Source organism: Streptosporangium sp. NBC_01469 (assembly GCF_036227305.1).
Taxonomy (GTDB): Bacteria; Actinomycetota; Actinomycetes; order Streptosporangiales; family Streptosporangiaceae; genus Streptosporangium.
The window spans coordinates 8,809,547-8,827,509 of the sequence record NZ_CP109465.1 but is presented as its reverse complement, the minus strand read 5'-3'; the positions used below and the strand labels follow the sequence as shown (position 1 = coordinate 8,827,509).

The window sequence follows — 17,963 nt, the reverse complement described above, 5'->3', positions numbered from 1 at the left end:
CGCCGGTGCGGCCGTACCGGCTAAGCGATCATCTCTCCGAGGATTCGCTCCGTCGCCGCGGCCTCCTCCTCCTCGGAGATCTCGCCGGAGGCCCTGGCCTCCGCCAGTTCCTCCAGACGGCGCCTGACCGCCGCGGGACTCCGGAGTTCCTGCTCGGCCTGCTCCTGAAGCAGCTCCGCGAGCCGGATCAGCCCACGCAGCGGCGCGAGCGGCAGGCCGAGGATGAGCCCCAGCGGTTCCACGATCGATCACCTCCCCCTACGTCCTGACGAAGTCGTACGGTGCCAGCGGGCCGAGCAGGCGCAGCTCGACACGGCCGGCCCACCGGGTCCCGAACTCGTCCAGGGCCTCCTCGATCTCCGGCCATCTGTCGGTGTCCGCGAGCAGGGCCACGTGGGCGGCGTCCTGCTCGTGGGTGGGCTCGCGCACGAGGATGGAGACGCAGAGCGGGTCCAGGGCGCCGACCAGCTCGCCGGTGTCGGCCTCGCGCTTGGCCGCGATCGAGGTGTTGACCAGCTCCCCGAGCCGCATCCTCGCGTCCCACGTCGCCTCCTCGGGGCGTCCGCGGATCGCGTCGCGCAGCCGCGCGATCTCAGGTTCCTCGTCGAGCACCTCCCGCAGGACGGTCCGCTCGACGTAGCGTCCCTTCACCACGTACTCCGCGCGTCCCTCCAGCTCGCTCAGCGTGGTGAGGAACTCGTCGTGGTGGGGGGCGAGCAGCTCGTCGACGACCGCTCGGGCGTCCGTCACCACCGCCCCGAAACGCAGGGGGAGCACGGGTACCTCCGCGGCGGTGGCGTCCAGCAGCCGCTCGTGGGCCACGAGGTCGTCCGGCCTGCCGAGGGGGCGGTCGGTGGAGATGTCGCTCACCAGGGCGGCGATCTCTCCGTGGCGCACCAGCTCGACCGCGTTCGGCGGGTCTCCCACCCCCCGGGTGCCCGGGGTCAGGTCGACGTCGGACGGGATGATCCCGTACACGTAGGTGGCGGTCACCCGCCTGGAGGCGCCGGGTCCTCCGGCTCCTCCGGATCGGGCCGTGGCGGCCCGTTCACCGCGACCGGTGTCGTGCCGCCCGGCCGTTCTGGGGGCGTCGGTCCTGGGTCTGCCGGCCTGGACCGTCCCGCGCTTTCCACTGGAACCGCGCATCTCACTCCTCCCTGCGCCGTCTGCGGCGGGGCGCCGGCTCGCGCTCCTCACCGGCCTCCTCGAACTCGTCCTCGCCGGACTCGCCGGCCGTCAGGCCGCGGATCTTCTCTCCCGCCGCGTCCAGCAGTCCCTGCGTCGCACCCTTGACCTTCTTCTTGCTTCCGCTCTCCGTCATGCCCTCCACCAGCTCCGGCAGCCCCTTCTGGTTGCCGGTCTGGGAGAGGTCGAGGCGGTTGACGGCCTCGGCGAAGCGCAGGTAGGTGTCGACGCTGGCCACCACGACGCGGGCGTCGACCGTCAACACCTCGATCCCGACCAGGGAAACCCTGACGTAGGCGTCGATCACGAGTCCCTTGTCGAGGATCGTGTCGATGACGTCGGCCAGCCCCGATGAGGACCCGTGGCCGCTCACCCCGCCGCCCGAAGGTTGAACGATGGTCATGGCGTCTCCTCCCCGGTCAGGTGCGACTGGCCGCCCTGCGGCGGGCGGGGCGCCTGGGCGTCTCCTCCGCGCCCTTGGGAGCGCCGGACCTGCGGCGCTGCGGCGGGCGCCTGGGCGCTTCCTCCTCCTCGGGCTCCTCGTCCTCGTCGGTCACGCGTTCCTCCTCGGGCTCCTCCTCTTCCTCTTCTTCCTCGTCTTCTTCCTCGTCGGCCGCGCGTTTCGCGGCGGGCTTCTCCTCTTCCTCTTCCTCTTCCTCTTCGAGTTCGTCTTCGAGTTCGTCTTCGAGTTCGTCCTCCTCGGGCTCCTCGGCCTCGCCGGTCTCGGCGCGATCCCGCCCGGACCTCTTCTTCTCGGAGTCCTTCTCGGCCTTCTCCCTCTCCTCCTCCTCGCGGAGTGCCGTCTCCTGGTCCTTGACGACCTCGCTGTCGCGGATCTCGCCGCGCCAGCCCTCCAGGTCGTCGGGATGCAGGAGCACCCGGCTCATGACGTGCCGCCGGAAGTGCTTGAGTTCGAGGCGCGCGCGCCTGCCCTGGGCGCGCCATATGTTGCCGGTGCGCTCGAAGAGGCCCTGCGGGTAGTACTCCAGGACGAGCAGGACCCGCGTGAGCTCGGGAGCGACCTCGTGGAAGGTCACGGCGCCGTCGACGTGGCCCTTCGCCCCCTTCGACCGCCAGATGATCCGCTTGTCCGGCAGCTGTTCGAGGATCGTCGACTCCCAGATCCGGCGGGACCAGAAGATCTTCGCCGTCCAATCCAGTTTCTCGTCGGACTTCTGGTCGACGCCCTCGACCTTCTTCATGAAGCTCGGGAAGTCGCCGAACTGGGTCCACTGGTCGTAGACGAGACGTACGGGAGCGCCGACATCGATCGTCTCGATGATGTTGGTCATCTTCAGCTTCCCGCTCTGGCCACCCTTGCCGCCTCCCGTGAGCTTCTTGGCCAGGCCGCCGAACGCCATCTTGCCCAGTCCCTTCACCATGCCTCCGGCGATCGCCGTCTTGGGGTGTTTGGAGCCGGTCAGCGCGCCGATCAGGCTGGACCCGCCGCTTCCGGCGTAGTCGGTCAGCCTGCTGGTCACGCCTTCGACCTTTCCGCTCACCGATGACAGAGCCCGCTCCCCGAGGGCTCCCACGAGGTTCTGGAACTCCTGGCTGAGCCGGTTGGCGGGCGGCTCCTTGCCGCTCTCACGGTCGGGACGTTTCTTCGAGGTCTCGGCCATCAAGGTCACCTCCGCGCCCTGGCGGGTGCCGGCTTGGTGCGGGAAGCGGTCGATCCGCTCCGGGAGGGGGGCCTGCGCTTGGACCTGGCCCGCGGCTCCTCTTCCTCTTCCTCCTCGTCCTCCTCCTCATCGGAGTCCCGCGGCGCACGCCGGGTGGGCTTGGCCGCCGGAGCACGACGCTTGGCGGAGGCGGGACGCCTGCGGACGGGCGGGGCTTCCTCTTCTTCTTCCTCGTCCTCCTGCTCCTCCTCGTCGATCTCCGGTTCGTACTCGTCCTCTTCCTCGTCTCGCCGCCGGGCCTTCCTGCGGGACAGGAGGCCCTTCACGCGCCCGCGGCGGCCCTTGGGCTCCTCGTCCTCCTCGAGTTCCTCTCCGAGTCCGAGGTCCTCCAGCGGATTGCGCAGGGACTCCGCCCGGTCGTGAAGCCTGGTGCTCAGTGAGTCGACCTGCCTGCTCACCGCGGCCTTGGCGGCGGCCTTGCTCGCGTCCACGAGATCACCCCGGACGCTTTCGGTGATCTTCGCCAGTTCCGGGGAGGAACTGAGTATCTTCAACCCCTGCTGGAGGAGGTCGCTCTGACCGGCGCTCAACCGGCCGGTCGCTCCGGCGGCGGCCAGTGCCATCGCCAGGCGCAGCTTCTGGCGTCGCCCCAGGAGGTAGCCGCCGGCTACGGCGAGGGCTATCCGTACCTCATTGTTCACGATCATCACTCCTTGTCGGCCGCCTCGTCGTGCGCTCCACCTCCCTGAGGGGTTTTCGCCGGCACATAGCGGAGGTAGGCGGCATTGATGATGTTTAATGCCTTTTCCTTTGAAGGCATGAAAACACCATGTTTTATGAATTATATAACCCCATACCCCGAAAAAGCCGACTAAGGGTATGTATAGGTAAAAAAGTAACAAAAGGGGCATTGCTCTGGTTGGGTGGGTTCCGTGAGCTCTTTCGCGTCCTCCGCCGGAGTGGGTGCGCCCGCGCGGGGCCGGTGGGGGGAGTGATTGCCCAAACCTGGCGGTCCGATCACCGGGGGACCGCCACCCGCGAGGGGGTCGGTGATCGCCGGCGGTCGCGGCCTCGATCGGTGGCGACGACTTACGATCGACCGACGAGACTTTGTCGTCGGACATAATCCGTCGTTGTCGTTAATGCCACACTGAATGGGTATGTGCGCCATTCATTGATTTATGTTGTGGCGGAGGAAAATCCTCCGTGTCCGTGCCGTCAGGAGATCCCGCCGCTCCTCACCGGTCCTGGCTCCGGACCCTCTCCGCCCCCCTCGGGTCTCCCTCCCCATCTCGGTCTCGGGTTTCTCTCCGCCCCGCTCAGGTCCCGGGTCATCCCCCTCCCGGCCTCGGCTCGGGTCCCTTTCCGCCCCGGTCCGGCCGGGCGGCCGTGGCTTCGGCCGGAGTGCGGCCCAGGGGCGATCGGGAATGCCGCGGGGGCCGTACCGGGGCGCCTCGCGCCGGCGCCGACGCGTCGCGCGACACGGTTCGGCGCACGATGTGGTTCGGGGATCGTCCGGCCCGGAGAAAAAAGGCGGAGAAGGGCCGCCCGCCCCCTGTTCCGAGACGGAGGTTGAGGGTTCAATGATGTCGGGAATCCAGCAGCGGCATTGTGTAACAAGTGAAGCCGGGTTCCCGGAAAGATTTGGTCAAGATTTTCGAGATGGGCACGCCAGGACAGGAGAGGGTCGCGTGAAAAACGGGCACAACCACCTCGTTAACCCGTAAAGCGGAGGTATAGCCCTGGTGAAAAGATCAAGGGCCGGGTTCGCCGTGGTGACCGTGGCGGTCGTCTCCGCCATGGTCGGCGGGCTCACGGGATGCGCACGTGCCGAGTTCACCTACGTTCGCCACGACGACGGGCAGACGTACTTCAAGGTTCCGGCGACCTGGCAGAAGGTCGACCAGACGGCGCTGGACAAGGCGACCAGCGGGGCCGATCCCGAATCGGCCACCGCGCGGCTGCGCAAGCAGCTCATCTGGTCGGCCGCCTACGACGCCCACACCGAGCCGTCCGCCGACCACCTTCTCGGTTACGGCACCGGAGACGAGCCGTTCGTCTTCGCCCGGATCGCCAAGCTCCTCCCCGAGGAGCAGGACTCGTTGTCCCTGAACACCATGCGCAACTCCGTCCTGCCCGTCACCGAGACGGTGCGCAAGGAGTACGCGAAGATCCCCGGTTACCCGTTGCAGAACTTCGAGCTGCTCGCCGACGAGGTGCTCCAGCCGGGAGACGGCCTGCGCGGGGTGCACGTGCGGTTCAACTACGCGATCCGGGGGGCCGGAACCGAGACCTTCGACCTCACCTCCTACCTGGCCGAGGACGGCAAGCGGGTCTCCACCCTGCTGATCCGCTGCTCGGCCGCCTGCTACCGGAAGCGCGCCGGGGAGTTCGAGAAGATCGCGCAGTCTTTCAAGGTCAAGCGACTCACCGGGTGAGGAGAAGCCCGTCCATGAAGTCACCTCCACCGCCTCCCAACTTCGAAGGACTCCGGGCTCCGGGCTCCGGTCCGACGGATCCGCATCCCGACAAGCGTAAGAAGATGCCGTTCTGGGACCGGATCAAATTCCTCCTCATTCTGTCGATCATCTACTTCATCCTGGTGTGGAGTGAGATGGCCTCCTACGAGGGCATCATCACCTTCCAGGACGCGATGATCATCACCGCGGTCGCGGCGCCGTGGATCTTCTGGCTCCTCGGGGCCGAGCTCCTGCGGCAGCTCCACTTCTTCGTCAGCGAGCGTTCCGCCGGATACAACCGGTTCTGGACGCGCGGTGTCTTCGGCGGCTTCGAGCGCTGGACCCACCGCCGCTTCTCCGACTGGAACCGCTTCAGGATGGCGCGCGCCATCAAGTGGGTGTTCTGGATCGCGGTGCTCGCCCTCATCCTCGGCGAGGTGCTGGACACCTCTCCGGCGCTCGCGTTGTTCCAGGCGCCCGCGCTGCTCTGGCAGGCCCTGCCGTACATGGCGCAGCTCGCCTTCGCGTTCTTCTTCATCGCCTTCCAGTTCATCGGCCTGTTCTGGCTGCTGTCGCGCGGCGGCGTGGAGACGTACTTCCCCGACGACATCAAGACCCGCTTCACCGACGTCTGGGGCCAGGACCACGTCGTCGAGCGGGTCAAGGAGAACATCGTCTTCCTGGAGAGGCCGGACGCCATCGAGGAGCGCGGCGGCTACGTGCCCAGCGGCCTGCTGCTGTGGGGCCCGCCGGGCACCGGCAAGACCCTGATGGCCGAGGCCGTGGCCGGGGAGACCGGCAAGCCGTACGTGTTCGTCGACCCCGGCGCGTTCGTCAACATGTTCATGGGCATCGGCATCCTGAAGGTGAAGTCGCTGTTCAGGAAGCTCCGCAAGCTCTCGCTGCGGTACGGCGGCGTGATCGTCTTCTTCGACGAGGCCGACTCCCTCGGCAAGCGCGGCTCGCTGGCGCAGCAGGGGCCCAGGGGCGGCCCCGGGTTCTCCCCGCACACCGCCGGATGCCACGGCTTCGGCTACCTCAGCGAGGACACCCGGTGGCTGCTGACCCGCCAGGGCGCGGCCGAGCCGAAGGAGCCCGACACCGGCCGCAGCCGCTTCATGATGGGCGGCATGGGCGGGGGCGGCGGCGACCCGGGCACGCTGCAGGCGTTGCTCACCGAGCTGTCCGGCCTGAAGAAGCCGAGGGGCATCGTCAACCGGCACGTGCGAAGGCTCTTCGGCATGCGGCCCAAGCCGCCGCCGAAGTACCGGATCCTGGTCATGATGGCCACCAACATGCCCAACTCGCTGGACGAGGCGCTGCTGCGGCCGGGCCGCATCGACCGCATCTACAAGGTGGGCTACCCGTCGAAGGCGGGCCGGGTCCGCACCTACCGCGGTTACTTCGACAAGGTCGACCACGAGCTGACCGACGCGCAGCTGGACAAGCTGGCGACGATCACGCCCTACGCCACCGGTGCCACGATCAAGGACCTGGTGAACGAGTCGCTGATCACCGCGATCCGCGACGGCCGGGAGGTCATCACCTGGTCGGACGTGACGCGCGCCAAGCGGCTCAAGCAGCTCGGGCCGCCCGAGGACGTGGAGTACATCGAGCGCGAGCGGCACGCGGTGGCCGTGCACGAGGCCTGCCACGCCGTGGCGGCGTACCGCACCCGCTACCACCTCGAGATCGACATCGCCACGATCGAGAAGGGGGCCGACTACCTCGGCATGGTCGCGAGCATCAAGCCCGAGGACCAGTTCACCCGCTGGAAGTCCGAGCACGAGGCCGACATCATGGTCTCGCTCGCCTCCCTGGCGGGGGAGCGGATGTTCTTCGGCGAGGACAACTCCTCCGGTGTCTCCGGCGACCTGTTCTCCGCGACGTACCTCACCGCGCTGATGGAGGCGCACTGGGGCATGGGCCGCGGGGTGACCTCGGTGCCCGCGCTGCAGGAGCTGGAGATCATGGGCGGCAAGTCGATGCCCAAGCCCGGCGGCGGGGGCATCGGCTTCACCAAGGCGCCGGGCGGCAGCCAGCCGCTCGCCCCCGACGTGCTGGGCGAGCGCATCGAGTTCAACCTGGTGGGCCTGCTCGACCGGACCGAGGAACTGCTGCGCGAGCACCGGCGGGACGTCCTGTGCCTGGCGCACGCGCTGGAGGCACACAAGACGCTCAACGGTGACGACGTGGTCGCGATCCTGGAACGTCGGCGGGGGCCGTTGATCGACGGCTCCATCTACGTCTCGGACGACTTCTACGCCGAGATCGAGGAGTATCACCTGGAGGCGGCGCGGGCGCACCGCGAGCACAGCCACGTGGCGCGCACCCTGCCCGTCCCGCCGGCCCTGCCCCGCCTCGAACCCGCCGCCGCGGTCATCCACGGCGCGGTGCTCACGGGCAACGGTCACGGTTCCACGATGGCCGGCACGATGCCGGGTACGGTGCCGACCGCGGCGATTCCTGCGGCCGTGACCGAACCCGACTTCGTGCCCTGGGGCGACGACGCCACCCCGGCGCGCCGCCCGTCACCGCCGCCGCCCGCACCGCCCCCGCCGCCCGTCGCCCCCGCGGCGCGTGGCGGGAGGGCGCGGACGGTGTACGTGATCGTGGCCGGCCTGGTCGCGCTGGCGGTCTTCACGGCGCTGGGCACCTACGTGCTGAACGGCGGGACGGCCGCGATGGGCCGGGTGGGCTCGCCGGACTCCGGCACGCTCGCGATGGTGTTCGTGGCCGTACTCGCGGCGATCGTGGGGGCGGCCATCGTGGCCGCGGTCACCAGGGGATCGCAGGCGGCCAGGGCCAAGGCCGAGGCCCAGCGGGACGGCGCCGTGGAACGGGCCCAGTTGCTCGCCGCGGCGATGGACCCCGAGGTCGCCCTGCGGATCCTCGGCTACAACGGCACCGACGAGCGGCCCCCGCGCTGAGGGGCCCGGTAGGTCCCGGGATCTCCGGCGAGCGACGGGCCGCGAGATACGAGGAGGACGGATAGTGAGCGACGGGCCGCGAGATACGAGGAGGACGGATAGCGAGCGACGGGCCGCGAGATACGAGGGGTGACGGGTAGCGGATGACGGGCACAGCCCGCCGGGCCGAGGCCGCGGGCGGGCTGTGGTCGAAGGTTCCGGGGGAACCGTGAGGCTGGTTCCCCCGGAGGTCCGTCAGTCGAACTCGCCGTCCTTCACGCCGCCGACGAAGGCGTCCCACTCGTTCCGGGTGAACGCCAGCGCCGGGCCGCCCGGATCCTTGGAGTCGCGGACGAGATACAGCTGATCGGCGTCTGCCTTGTGCTGGGCGACCGCCGGGTCACCGGGGACGACCGCCACCTCCACGCAGTTGCCTCCGTTGGTGCTGCGACCGCTCTTGCGCCACTCGGCGCCGGACAGATCCATCGTGGACCCTCGCACTTTTTCTTCCTTCTACAGCTAGGGGGAGGAAAACCTTCTCGCCATCTGGGCGATGAAGGCTGCCGAGGCCTCCTGACTGAGAGCCATGGCGCAGAGGCTCTCGAACATGGAGGCGTATCGGCTGACTTGCTTGGGGTCGTCCGGCACGTTCCCGCTCGCGGCCTGCTCCAGGTAGAGCAGGTCGGGAACATCGGGCTCGGGGAAGCTGAGCAGGCAGAACTGGCCGTCCATCGCAGGGTGGGCCCCCGCGGAGAACGGGACGACCCGTATCTCCACGTTGGGCAGCCCGCTGAGGTGAACGAGATGCTCCAGCTGCTCCGACATGATGTCGCGACCGCCGATCCGACGCCGGATCACCGCCTCGTCGAGCACGGCGACCAGGTGGATCGGGTCACCGGGTCCGTGCAGCAACCGCTGACGCGAGATGCGCACGGAGACCGTCTCCTCGACCTTGGAGGGGGTCTGAACGACTGAGGTCGCCTCGATCACCGCGCGTGCGTACGGTTCGGTCTGCATCAGGCCGGGGACGACCAGCGGCTCGTACGAGCGCACGAGCGACGCCTCCGCCTCAAGCCCGATGTAGGAGTCGAAGCCAGGCTTGAGAGCCTGACGGTGGGGGTGCCACCAGCCCCGCCTTCTGGCCTCGACGGCCATCTGGATCAGGGAGTCTCTGGCCTCCCCGGTCACGCCGTACACATCGGTGAGGGCCGACACGTCCGAGGGGCGAGGCCGGGACTGGCCCGTCTCGTACCTCCAGACGGTGGTGTCGGTGGAGCCGATCCGCTCGGCCACCTCCACCCGCGTCAGCCCGCTGTCCTTTCGCAGACGGCTCAGCTCAGCCATCAGACGGCGATGACGGGCCGTGGGGCTGTGTCGAGAGGCCACGCATCCACCTCCCTCCGTCCTTTGATAGCAAATCTGTGGAATCTCAACATGAGGTATTGCAGTCCTTGATAGAACAGTTCACCGTGAGTGAGTGTGCCATCTCAGAGGGCGATGTGCATGGAATATGCGTGTCGGGGAGTGAGGTCAACCATGGCGATCGGACGGCGGGCCGTCTCACCTCGATCGACGGTGACCCTCAAAGGGGTCCCGGAGTCGGTGTCGGTGGCGCGGAGCCGGGTCAGGGAGCTGCTCGGTGAGGGGCACCCCGCGTCCGACGACGTCGTCCTTCTGGTGAGCGAGGTGGTGACGAACTCGGTGATCCACTCCGGTTCCGGAGGGGGCGGGGACGTCGCGATGACCGTGGCGGTGGGATCGGCCGCGGTGCTGGTCGAGGTCTGCGACGCCGGATCCGGGGCGTCGGCGCCGCACGTGCGCAACGACCCGGAGGCGGAGGGCGGGCGGGGCATGTTCCTGGTGGACATGCTCGCCGACAGCTGGGGCATTCAGGACGATGCTCCCGAGGGTTCCAGAACGCTCTGGTTCGAGGTGGTCTTCTGAATACGGCCCGGTTTTGTCCGGTCGCGCGGACGAGTTCCCGCCGCCTCAAAAATTTGGGCCTTTGCTAATCAACGCCGCTGTTTGACTCTCGGTGGAGGCACGTGACAAAACCCTAGAGTGCGTGCCTGAGGAGGACGCAGGTGAGACGCCGTCTGATCGTGGTGTTCGCCGCCCTGGCGCTGTTGTGTCTCGGTGTGACCGGGGCCGGAGCCTCGGCCGAGCCACAACCGAACAGCCAGTACAAGGTCCAGGGGCCGAGCACCGCCCAGCAGCGAAGTGCGGTGGCCGCCACCGGCGCCGCGATCGACCAGGTCGACCCCGACTCGGTCGTGATCACCGCCAGCGAGGCGGAGGTCGCCGAGATCAAAAAACTCGGCTATACCGTCACGAAGATCCCCAGGTCGTTATTCCCGACCGGGCCGGAGCGGCGCGCCGACTTCCCGCCGTCGGACTCCGGCTACCACAACTACGCCGAGATGACCGCCGCGGTGAACCAGATCGTCGCCGACCACCCGACGATCGCCCGCAAGATCAGCTACGGCACCTCGTACGAGGGACGCGACCTGATCGCCGTCAAGATCAGTGACAACGTCGCCGCGGACGAGAACGAACCCGAGGTGCTGTTCACCCACCACCAGCACGCCCGCGAGCACCTGACCGTCGAGATGGCGATCTACCTGCTCAACCTGTTCACCGACGGGTACGCCACCGACAGCCGCATCGCCAACCTGGTCAACGGCCGCGAGATCTGGATCATGCCGGACCTCAACCCCGACGGCGGCGAGTACGACATCGCCGCGGGCTCCTACCGCTCCTGGCGCAAGAACCGCCAGCCCAACCCCGGCTCCTCGGCCGTGGGCACCGACATGAACCGCAACTGGGGCTACAACTGGGGCTGCTGCGGCGGCTCCTCCGGCTCCACCTCCAGCGAGACCTACCGGGGTTCGGCTGCCGAGTCGACCCCCGAGGTCAGGGCGGTGGCCAACTGGGTGCGCAGCCGGGTCGTCGGCGGCGTGCAGCAGATCAAGTCGCACATCGACTGGCACACCTACAGCGAGCTGATCCTGTGGCCGTACGGCTACACCTTCAACGACACCGGCCCCGGCCTGACCCAGGACGACCGCGACGCCCACGCGACACTGGGCCAGAACATGGCCTCCACCAACGGCTACACCCCCCAGCAGGCCAGCGACCTCTACATCACCGACGGCACGATCGACGACTGGCTGTGGGGCGTCTACAAGATCTTCAGCTACACCTTCGAGATGTACCCGGCCAGCTCCTCGCCGGGCTTCTACCCCCCCGACGAGCAGATCGTCCCGCAGACGACCCGCAACAAGGAGGCCACGCTGCGCTTCCTGGAATACTCCGACTGCGTCTACCGGATCATCGGCAAGGAGTCGCAGTACTGCGGCACCGGCACCCCGCCGGTGACCGTCTACTCCGACGAGTTCGAGACGGCGACCGGCTGGACGGCCAACCCCTCGGGCACCGACACCGCGACCTCCGGCCTGTGGGAGCGCGGTGATCCCGAGGCCACCACCTCCAGCGGCGCCAAGCAGCTCGGCACCACCGTCAGCGGTACCAACGACCTGGTCACCGGCAGGCTCGCGGGCGCCGCGGCGGGTGATTACGACATCGACGGAGGTATCACCAGCATCCGGTCACCGGCCATCACCCTGCCGTCCACCGGGACGCTGAACCTGTCGCTGTCGTGGTATCTGGCGCACGGTTCCAACGCCTCCAGCGCCGACTTCCTGCGGGTGAAGGTTGTCGGCTCCACCACCACCCAGGTGTTCCAGCAGCTCGGCGCGGCCTCCAACCGCAACGGCGCCTGGGCCGTGGCCACGGCCAACCTCTCCGCCTTCGCGGGGCAGACGGTCCGGATCCTGGTCGAGGCCGGTGACGCCTCCGGCGCCTCCCTGGTCGAGGCCGGGATCGACAACGTCAAGATCACCCAGCAGCCCTGACCCTTCCTCGGGGCGCCTCCGCCGGAGGCGCCCCGAGCCTTCTCGCCGTTACCCCTGTCGGGTCGCCCGGCAATCCGGGAGGGCGTTCTGGGTCGCCCGGCGACCTCGGGGAATCCGGAAAATCCCGGAGTCGCTTGGGAAGTTTGGGCCACGGAGGAGCCCGGAGGAGCCCGGAGGGGCGGAGGAGCCCGGAAGGGCCGGGGCGGGCGGCCCCGCGAGGTTCCCGCGGATCAGACGCGGCAGACCAGCTCGCCGTGGAGCAGCGACAGCCAGCCGTCCGGCTGCCCGGCCCAGGTCCGCCAGCCCTCCGAGATACGGCGCAGGTCCTCCTCGGCGGCGGCGCCCGAGGCGAGCGCCTGGCGGGCCATGTCGGACTCCAGGATCCGCTCGGCCCACATGCCGCCCCACCACGCACGCTCTTCGGGTGTGGCGAAGCACCAGGTCGAGGAGGTGGCCGAGACGTCGGTGAACCCCGCCGCGCGCGCCCACGACAGCAGCCGCCGCCCCGCGTCGGGCTCGCCGCCGTTGGCTCTCGCCACCCCCCGGTAGAGGTCCAGCCACTCGTCCAGCTCGGGAGTCTCGGGGAACCAGGTGAACGCGGCGTAGTCGCTGTCGCGTACCGCGACGATCCCGCCCGGCACGCAGACCCGCCGCATCTCGCGCAGCGCCTGGACCGGGTCGCCGACGTGCTGCAGCACCTGGTGGGCGTGGACGACGTCGAAGGTGTCGTCGGGGAACTCCAGCGCGTGCGCGTCCGCCACGGCGAACGCGATGTCGGAGCGCCCGCGCCGCTCCGCCTCCGCGCGGGCCAGTCCGAGCGCCTCCTCGGTGATCTCGACCGCGGTGACCGTGCCGGGCGCGATCCGCTCCGCCAGGTCGGCGGTGACGGTGCCCGGCCCGCAGCCCACGTCCAGCAGCGTCATGCCCGGCCTCAGGTGCGGCAGGAGATGGGCCGCCGAGTTCTCCGCCGTACGCCACCTGTGGGACCTGAGCACGGACTCGTGGTGCCCGTGCGTGTAGACGGCGTCCTTGCCTGTCATAAGCCCTCCTCTTCTCGTCGCGCTGGTTGGACCATAACAGGAGTCTCATATTTCAAGAAGAATTGTCTCACTATATGGTAGTAACGGTTTTCGCACTATTCCATCACTTGTTGTGATGAGAGGCCGGGTTCACACTCAGGTCGGATATTCGTTGACACGATGGGGGTGGTCCTCGTGCACGAGGAGTTCAGTGCTCACGAGACCTGGCCGCTGGGGTGCGCGCGCTGCGGGCACCTGTGGCAGGAGGAATACCTCGTCCGCCACCTGACCGACGGGCACGGACACGATGTCGTGCTCTGGCTGCGGTCCGGTGTCATGGTCCAGCCGCCCTGGTCGGGGGCGAGCTGCCCCGCCTGCGGCCACGACGGCGTCCGCGCCTTCCCCCCGAGCGCGCACCCCCGCGTCACCGCCGCGCCGCCTCCGGTGGCGTTCCCCACGGTGTCCCCGGTGACGTCCTCCGGAACCGGTCTTGGCCTCACGCCCGTTCCCGCGACGGAGCCGGGGCTCTCGGCGGCCAAGCCCCGCCCGCGTCGCCGCGTGTCGCAGCCCGCCCTGCTGTACGCCCTCCTCGCGATCGCGTTCGTGCTCTTCACGAGCTTCGAGGTCTTCGAGTACGTGGTGACGCACCACTGAGGGTGTCAGGTCCTCGAAGCGGGCCGGGCGGAGCACCTCGCGCTCCTCGTGCTCCTCGCGCTTACCGTGCTTACCGGCGGGAGGCGCGTCCGCGCCCGTACCCGCCACGTCTCGTCCGCGGTCGCGTTCTCACGTGTGGCGGCGCTCGCGCCGCCACACGTCGAGGGCGTCCGGGGTGTCAGAGGCGGAAGTCCAGGTCGGGGACGATCTCGGCGACGTCCATCTGGGCCTTCTGGAGCCTGCCCGAGTGGTCCCAGTTCATCGCCTGCCAGCGGGTGAATTGGTCGAGGACCCACATCCCCGACTGGCGGCTGCCGTTGCCCGACTTGCCGTTGCCGCCGAAGGGCAGGTGGGCCTCCGCGCCGGAGGTGGAGTTGTTGACACTGACCATGCCCGCGCCGATGCCCTCTCGGAAGCGGAAGGCCGACGCCGGGTCGGTGGTGTAGATGGAGGAGGAGAGCCCGTAGCCGGGGAGGTTGGCCAGCTCGACGGCCTCGTCCAGCGTGCCGAAGGGCGTCACGCCGACGATGGGGCCGAAGGTCTCCTCCAGAAAAAGCCGGTCGCCGGGGCGGACGCCGTCCACGACCACCGGGTGGTAGTAGAGGCCGCCCTCCCCGGTGAAGTCGCCGCGCGGATTGTCCCGGGTGATGCGGCCGGTGGGGCCGGAGACGACCGTGTGGTGCGGCTGGATCCAGCCCAGATACTCCTCGTAGCGTGAGGCGAATTTCCGGTCGAGCAGCGGCCCGCACAGCACATCCCCCGCCGGGTCGCCGACCTCCGCCCCGGCCACGGCGCGTGCGTACCGGCGGAGGAACTCGTCGTGGACGCTCTCGTGCACGATCACCGTGCCGAGTGACGTGCACCGCTGCCCGGCGGTGCCGAAGCCCGCGAACAGCGCGCCCTCCACGGCCAGGTCCAGGTCGGCGTCGGGCATGACCACCATCGGGTTCTTGCCGCCCAGCTCCAGGCAGGGGGACTGCAGGTGGCGCCCGCACAGCTCGCCGACGCGGCGGCCCACCTCGGTGGAGCCGGTGAACCCGACCTTGTGCACCGTGCCCTCCGCCAGCGCCGCCTCCAGTCCCCCGAACGTCGCGGCGCCGTCGGCGAGCACCAGGTTCAGCACGCCGTCGGGCAGCCCGGCCGCGGTGAACAGCCGGTAGAGCGCGTGCGCGGAGGCCGCCGCGTACTCGGCGGGCTTCCACACCACCGCGTTGCCGCACAGCAGTGCCGGGACGAGGTACCACGACGGCACCGCGACCGGGAAGTTGCCCGCGGTGATCACCGTGGCCACCCCCACGGGGACCCGGAAGGTGAACAGGTTCTTGTCCGGCATCTCCGAGGGGACCGTCTGCCCGTACAGCCGCCTGCCCTCGCCGAGGAAGAAGTCACACGTGTCGACGATCTCGCGCACCTCGCCCAGCGCCTCGGCGTACGGCTTGCCGATCTCGCGGGTGACCAGGCGGGCCAGCTCCTCGGCGTTGGCCTCCACCAGGCGTCCGATGGAGGCGATCACCCGCCCCCGGACGGGCGCGGGAACCCGCGCCCACTCTCGCTGCGCGGCGGCGGCCACGCGGCACGCGGAGGAGAACGTGCTCGCGTCCGCCAGCCGGACCCGCGCGACCACCTCGTCCACGCGAGCCGGGTTGACCGACTCGTAGGCCGCGCCGTTGGACGTTTCTTTTCCGCCGATGACGGAGACGATCTCGCTGGTCACCTTCGACCTCCCGGTGTGAACCTGTGACCGCATTCTCCCCGCGCAAGGGGAGGCCGTCACATCGGCAGGGAGGCCGTTCGCGGCGGTTCCTCACGAAGGTCCGTCCGTCACGCCGTCCGTCGCACTGTCGGCCGCACTGTCTGTGCTGTCTGTGCTGTCCGCCACGTCATCCGTCACGCCGTCCGTCGGACCGTGCGGAAGTCGGCGAAGTCGAACACGCCCTCCGTCGGACCGTGCGGAAGTCGGCGAAGTCGAACACGCCCTCCGTCGGACCGTGCGGAAGTCGGCGAAGTCGAACACGCCGTCCGTCAGAGCATGCGGAAGTCGGCGAAGTCGAAACCGGGGGACACGACGCAGCTCACCAGCACGCCCTCGTCACCGGCGGGACGGGCGGCCTGCCAGGTGCCGCCGGGCACCACGGCCTGGAGGACCTGCCCCTCCTCCACCAGGGGCCCCAGGGTCACGGTGCCGGAGGGCTGGCCCTCGTGACCGCCGATGATCATCGTCAGCGGGCCGCCCCGGTGCCAGAACCACACCTCGTCGGAGGTGACCACGTGCGGGCGCGACTCCTCGCCCGGCTCCAGCAGGAAGTAGATCCCGGTGGCGGTGGCCCGCGTGCCGGCGTACCCGGGCGGGGTGAGGTCGACGGAGGTCTTCCAGGTCTCGCGGAACCAGCCACCCTCGGGATGCGGCAGCAGGTCAAGGGCCTCGGCGAGCGGAGGACGTGAAGGGGTCGTCATCGCACCGATTCTAGGGAACCCGGTTCCGGCGGACGTACCGTGGGACGGCTGTTGAGGACGCGTCCGGATTTGTCGGGGGGGTTGGTTAGGTTCGGTTCGTGATCGAACGGTGGAACCAGGATCAGGTGCTGGCGCTCGCGCCCGACGCCTCGTCCCAGAAAGCGGCCCGGGGAATATCCTCCCCCGGCAAGTGGTCGGGGGCCGGGGCCACCGCCGACGCGGTGTGGGGCGAGTGCGCGGGCAGTGGCTCCAAGCCCTACCGGGCGTGCGTCGACCTGTCCGACCCCGCTTACCGGTGCAGCTGCCCCAGCAGGAAGTTCCCGTGTAAACACGCCCTCGGCCTGCTGCTCCTGTGGTCGGCCGACGGCGTCCCCGCCGCCGAGGAGCCCGCCGACTGGGTGGCCGAGTGGCTCGGCGGGCGGCGCGGGCGCGCGGCCAGGGCGGCGGAGGCGGCGGAGGCGGGGACGTCCCGCGCCGCCGGGGCCGTCGAGCCGGGTCCCGCGGACGGCCGCCGGGCCGCGCTGCGCGAGCGGCGGGTGACCGTGGGGCTGTCGGACCTGGAGCGCTGGCTCGCCGACCAGATCAGGCAGGGCATCGCCGGGTCGCGGCGCCACGACCAGTGGGACGACCTGGTCAAACGCCTGATCGACGCCCAGGCGCCCGCCGTCGCGGGCTCGCTGTCCCGCCTCGGCGCCGTGCTCGACGGTGACGACTGGCCCGCGCGCCTCCTGAGCGAGTATGCGCTGCTGCACCTGCTCTGCGTGGCCCACCGCCGGCTTTCCGTCCCGGCCGGCGACGGATCCGGTGCCGGAGGTGGCGAGGGTGCCGGTATCGCTGACCTCGCCGGTCCGGACGGCTCGGGGGAGGCGGCGTCGGCGGGGCCCGCCGGGGGTGCAGGTCACCCGGTGGGAGGCCGGGAGGCGTCGGACGAGGAGGTGTTCCGGGAAACGGCTCCCGCCGGACTCCTCGAAAGGGTGCGTGACCGGGTCGGCTTCCCGATGACGCGGGAGGAGGTGCTCGCCCGCGGTGCCGTCCGCGACCTGTGGGACGTGCTGGGACGGCGCGACGAGGAGCACGACCGGCTGATCGCGCGCCGGGTCTGGCTTCGCGGGCGCGCGACGGGCCGGGCGGCGCTGGTCCTCTCGTTCGCCCCGGTCGGGCAGGCCCTCGACGCCTCGCTCGTCACCGGCACGACCATCGACGCCGACCTGGCGTTCTATCCCGGCTCGGCCCCGCTGCGCGCGGTGGTCGCCGCCCGTCACGATCCCGCCCGTCACGATCCCGCTCATCATGACGCCGCTCGTCACCATGTCGCCCTGGCCGGTCCGCCGCCTGGTTCGACCGTCGAGCAGGCCCTCGACGAGGTGGCCGAGGCTCTGGCGGGTGACCCCTGGCTCGACTCCTGGCCGCTCGTGCTGGAGGGGGTGACTCCTGCGGGGAACGGTTCGCGGCTCCTGGCGGGGCCCTCCGGCGGGCTGCCGCTTCACCCGTCCGCGGGCACCCCGTGGCGGTTGGTCGCCACCTCGGGGGGCCACCCGCTGACCGTAGTCGCCGAATGGACCCCGAGGGGCCTGCGCCCCCTCACAACCTGGGATGAGGAAGGCCGGGTGATCGTCCTTTGACGTCCTCCCACGACTCGAAAGCCAGGGATTCCAGCACCCGGCCTTCCGGCCGGGCCTGTCGGTTCGCGGTTCACGGGCTTGGGCAACCCCGAAGCCTCCCCGCGCAGAAACGGCACGCCCTGCCG

Annotated in this window: 16 protein-coding genes; 6 read left to right on the top strand and 10 right to left on the bottom strand. The window is 69.7% G+C overall.

Features of this window, described 5'->3' with window-relative positions; genetic code table 11:
- Positions 1 to 20: 20 nt before the first annotated feature.
- The 5 genes from OG587_RS38370 to OG587_RS38350 are packed head-to-tail and all read right to left on the bottom strand — an operon-like array spanning position 21 to position 3,508.
- Positions 21 to 242, bottom strand: coding sequence for a gas vesicle protein GvpG (locus OG587_RS38370; protein ID WP_329083721.1), 222 nt, complete (start codon positions 240 to 242; stop codon positions 21 to 23).
- 16 nt (positions 243 to 258) lie between these two features.
- Positions 259 to 1,146, bottom strand: coding sequence for a GvpL/GvpF family gas vesicle protein (locus OG587_RS38365; protein WP_329083720.1), 888 nt, complete (start codon positions 1,144 to 1,146; stop codon positions 259 to 261).
- Between the two features lies 1 nt (position 1,147).
- Positions 1,148 to 1,588, bottom strand: coding sequence for a gas vesicle protein GvpJ (gene gvpJ, locus OG587_RS38360; protein ID WP_329083719.1), 441 nt, complete (start codon positions 1,586 to 1,588; stop codon positions 1,148 to 1,150).
- A gap of 16 nt (positions 1,589 to 1,604) precedes the next feature.
- The gene (locus tag OG587_RS38355; RefSeq protein ID WP_329083718.1) at positions 1,605 to 2,807 is read right to left on the bottom strand and encodes an SRPBCC family protein; all 1,203 of its coding nucleotides are present in this window, start codon (positions 2,805 to 2,807) and stop codon (positions 1,605 to 1,607) included.
- 5 nt (positions 2,808 to 2,812) lie between these two features.
- Complete coding sequence (locus tag OG587_RS38350) at positions 2,813 to 3,508, bottom strand: hypothetical protein (RefSeq protein WP_329083717.1); 696 nt, start codon at positions 3,506 to 3,508, stop codon at positions 2,813 to 2,815.
- 1,044 nt (positions 3,509 to 4,552) lie between these two features.
- Here OG587_RS38350 and OG587_RS38345 point away from each other — a divergent pair.
- Together OG587_RS38345 and OG587_RS38340 are read left to right on the top strand one after the other, a co-directional pair.
- Positions 4,553 to 5,245: a hypothetical protein gene (locus tag OG587_RS38345; protein WP_329083716.1), complete on the top strand. Its 693-nt coding sequence runs from the start codon at positions 4,553 to 4,555 to the stop codon at positions 5,243 to 5,245.
- Positions 5,246 to 5,259: 14 nt separating this feature from the next.
- Positions 5,260 to 8,196 (top strand): AAA family ATPase, encoded by a 2,937-nt coding sequence (locus OG587_RS38340; protein WP_329083715.1) that lies wholly within the window; start codon positions 5,260 to 5,262, stop codon positions 8,194 to 8,196.
- Positions 8,197 to 8,430: 234 nt separating this feature from the next.
- On the opposite strand, the gene OG587_RS38335 is transcribed toward OG587_RS38340, so the two are convergent.
- Positions 8,431 to 8,661, bottom strand: coding sequence for a DUF397 domain-containing protein (locus OG587_RS38335; RefSeq protein ID WP_329094128.1), 231 nt, complete (start codon positions 8,659 to 8,661; stop codon positions 8,431 to 8,433).
- 33 nt (positions 8,662 to 8,694) lie between these two features.
- Positions 8,695 to 9,519, bottom strand: a complete 825-nt coding sequence (locus OG587_RS38330) for a helix-turn-helix domain-containing protein (RefSeq protein ID WP_329083714.1) — start codon at positions 9,517 to 9,519, stop codon at positions 8,695 to 8,697.
- Between the two features lie 192 nt (positions 9,520 to 9,711).
- On the opposite strand from OG587_RS38330, the gene OG587_RS38325 reads away from it, so the two are divergent.
- Positions 9,712 to 10,119: an ATP-binding protein gene (locus tag OG587_RS38325; protein ID WP_329083713.1), complete on the top strand. Its 408-nt coding sequence runs from the start codon at positions 9,712 to 9,714 to the stop codon at positions 10,117 to 10,119.
- A 140-nt stretch (positions 10,120 to 10,259) separates the two neighbouring features.
- Complete coding sequence (locus tag OG587_RS38320) at positions 10,260 to 12,089, top strand: M14 family zinc carboxypeptidase (protein WP_329083711.1); 1,830 nt, start codon at positions 10,260 to 10,262, stop codon at positions 12,087 to 12,089.
- Positions 12,090 to 12,319: 230 nt separating this feature from the next.
- Here OG587_RS38320 and OG587_RS38315 read toward each other — a convergent pair whose 3' ends face one another.
- Positions 12,320 to 13,129 (bottom strand): class I SAM-dependent methyltransferase, encoded by an 810-nt coding sequence (locus OG587_RS38315; protein ID WP_329083710.1) that lies wholly within the window; start codon positions 13,127 to 13,129, stop codon positions 12,320 to 12,322.
- A gap of 159 nt (positions 13,130 to 13,288) precedes the next feature.
- Here OG587_RS38315 and OG587_RS38310 point away from each other — a divergent pair, with 159 nt between their 5' ends.
- Positions 13,289 to 13,762, top strand: a complete 474-nt coding sequence (locus OG587_RS38310; protein WP_329083708.1) for a hypothetical protein — start codon at positions 13,289 to 13,291, stop codon at positions 13,760 to 13,762.
- A 178-nt stretch (positions 13,763 to 13,940) separates the two neighbouring features.
- Here OG587_RS38310 and OG587_RS38305 read toward each other — a convergent pair whose 3' ends face one another.
- Together OG587_RS38305 and OG587_RS38300 are read right to left on the bottom strand one after the other, a co-directional pair.
- Positions 13,941 to 15,476 carry an aldehyde dehydrogenase family protein gene (locus OG587_RS38305; RefSeq protein ID WP_329083707.1) on the bottom strand — a complete coding sequence of 512 codons (1,536 nt, stop codon included), beginning with the start codon at positions 15,474 to 15,476 and terminating at the stop codon, positions 13,941 to 13,943.
- Between the two features lie 308 nt (positions 15,477 to 15,784).
- On the bottom strand, positions 15,785 to 16,216 hold the full coding sequence (locus OG587_RS38300) for a cupin domain-containing protein (protein WP_329083706.1): 432 nt from the start codon (positions 16,214 to 16,216) through the stop codon (positions 15,785 to 15,787).
- A 98-nt stretch (positions 16,217 to 16,314) separates the two neighbouring features.
- Here OG587_RS38300 and OG587_RS38295 point away from each other — a divergent pair, with 98 nt between their 5' ends.
- Positions 16,315 to 17,838, top strand: a complete 1,524-nt coding sequence (locus OG587_RS38295; protein WP_329083705.1) for an SWIM zinc finger family protein — start codon at positions 16,315 to 16,317, stop codon at positions 17,836 to 17,838.
- Positions 17,839 to 17,963: the final 125 nt, after the last annotated feature.

What these genes read in the sequence shown, in the direction of transcription:
- OG587_RS38355 (WP_329083718.1), bottom strand. Translation starts at nt 2,807, where the DNA reads ATGGCCGAGACCTCGAAGAAACGTCCCGACCGTGAGAGCGGCAAGGAG.
- gvpJ (WP_329083719.1), bottom strand. Translation starts at nt 1,588, where the DNA reads ATGACCATCGTTCAACCTTCGGGCGGCGGGGTGAGCGGCCACGGGTCC.
- OG587_RS38335 (WP_329094128.1), bottom strand. Translation starts at nt 8,661, where the DNA reads ATGGATCTGTCCGGCGCCGAGTGGCGCAAGAGCGGTCGCAGCACCAAC.
- OG587_RS38300 (WP_329083706.1), bottom strand. Translation starts at nt 16,216, where the DNA reads ATGACGACCCCTTCACGTCCTCCGCTCGCCGAGGCCCTTGACCTGCTG.
- OG587_RS38340 (WP_329083715.1), top strand. Translation starts at nt 5,260, where the DNA reads ATGAAGTCACCTCCACCGCCTCCCAACTTCGAAGGACTCCGGGCTCCG.
- OG587_RS38315 (WP_329083710.1), bottom strand. Translation starts at nt 13,129, where the DNA reads ATGACAGGCAAGGACGCCGTCTACACGCACGGGCACCACGAGTCCGTG.
- OG587_RS38310 (WP_329083708.1), top strand. Translation starts at nt 13,289, where the DNA reads ATGGGGGTGGTCCTCGTGCACGAGGAGTTCAGTGCTCACGAGACCTGG.
- OG587_RS38365 (WP_329083720.1), bottom strand. Translation starts at nt 1,146, where the DNA reads ATGCGCGGTTCCAGTGGAAAGCGCGGGACGGTCCAGGCCGGCAGACCC.
- OG587_RS38330 (WP_329083714.1), bottom strand. Translation starts at nt 9,519, where the DNA reads ATGGCTGAGCTGAGCCGTCTGCGAAAGGACAGCGGGCTGACGCGGGTG.
- OG587_RS38325 (WP_329083713.1), top strand. Translation starts at nt 9,712, where the DNA reads ATGGCGATCGGACGGCGGGCCGTCTCACCTCGATCGACGGTGACCCTC.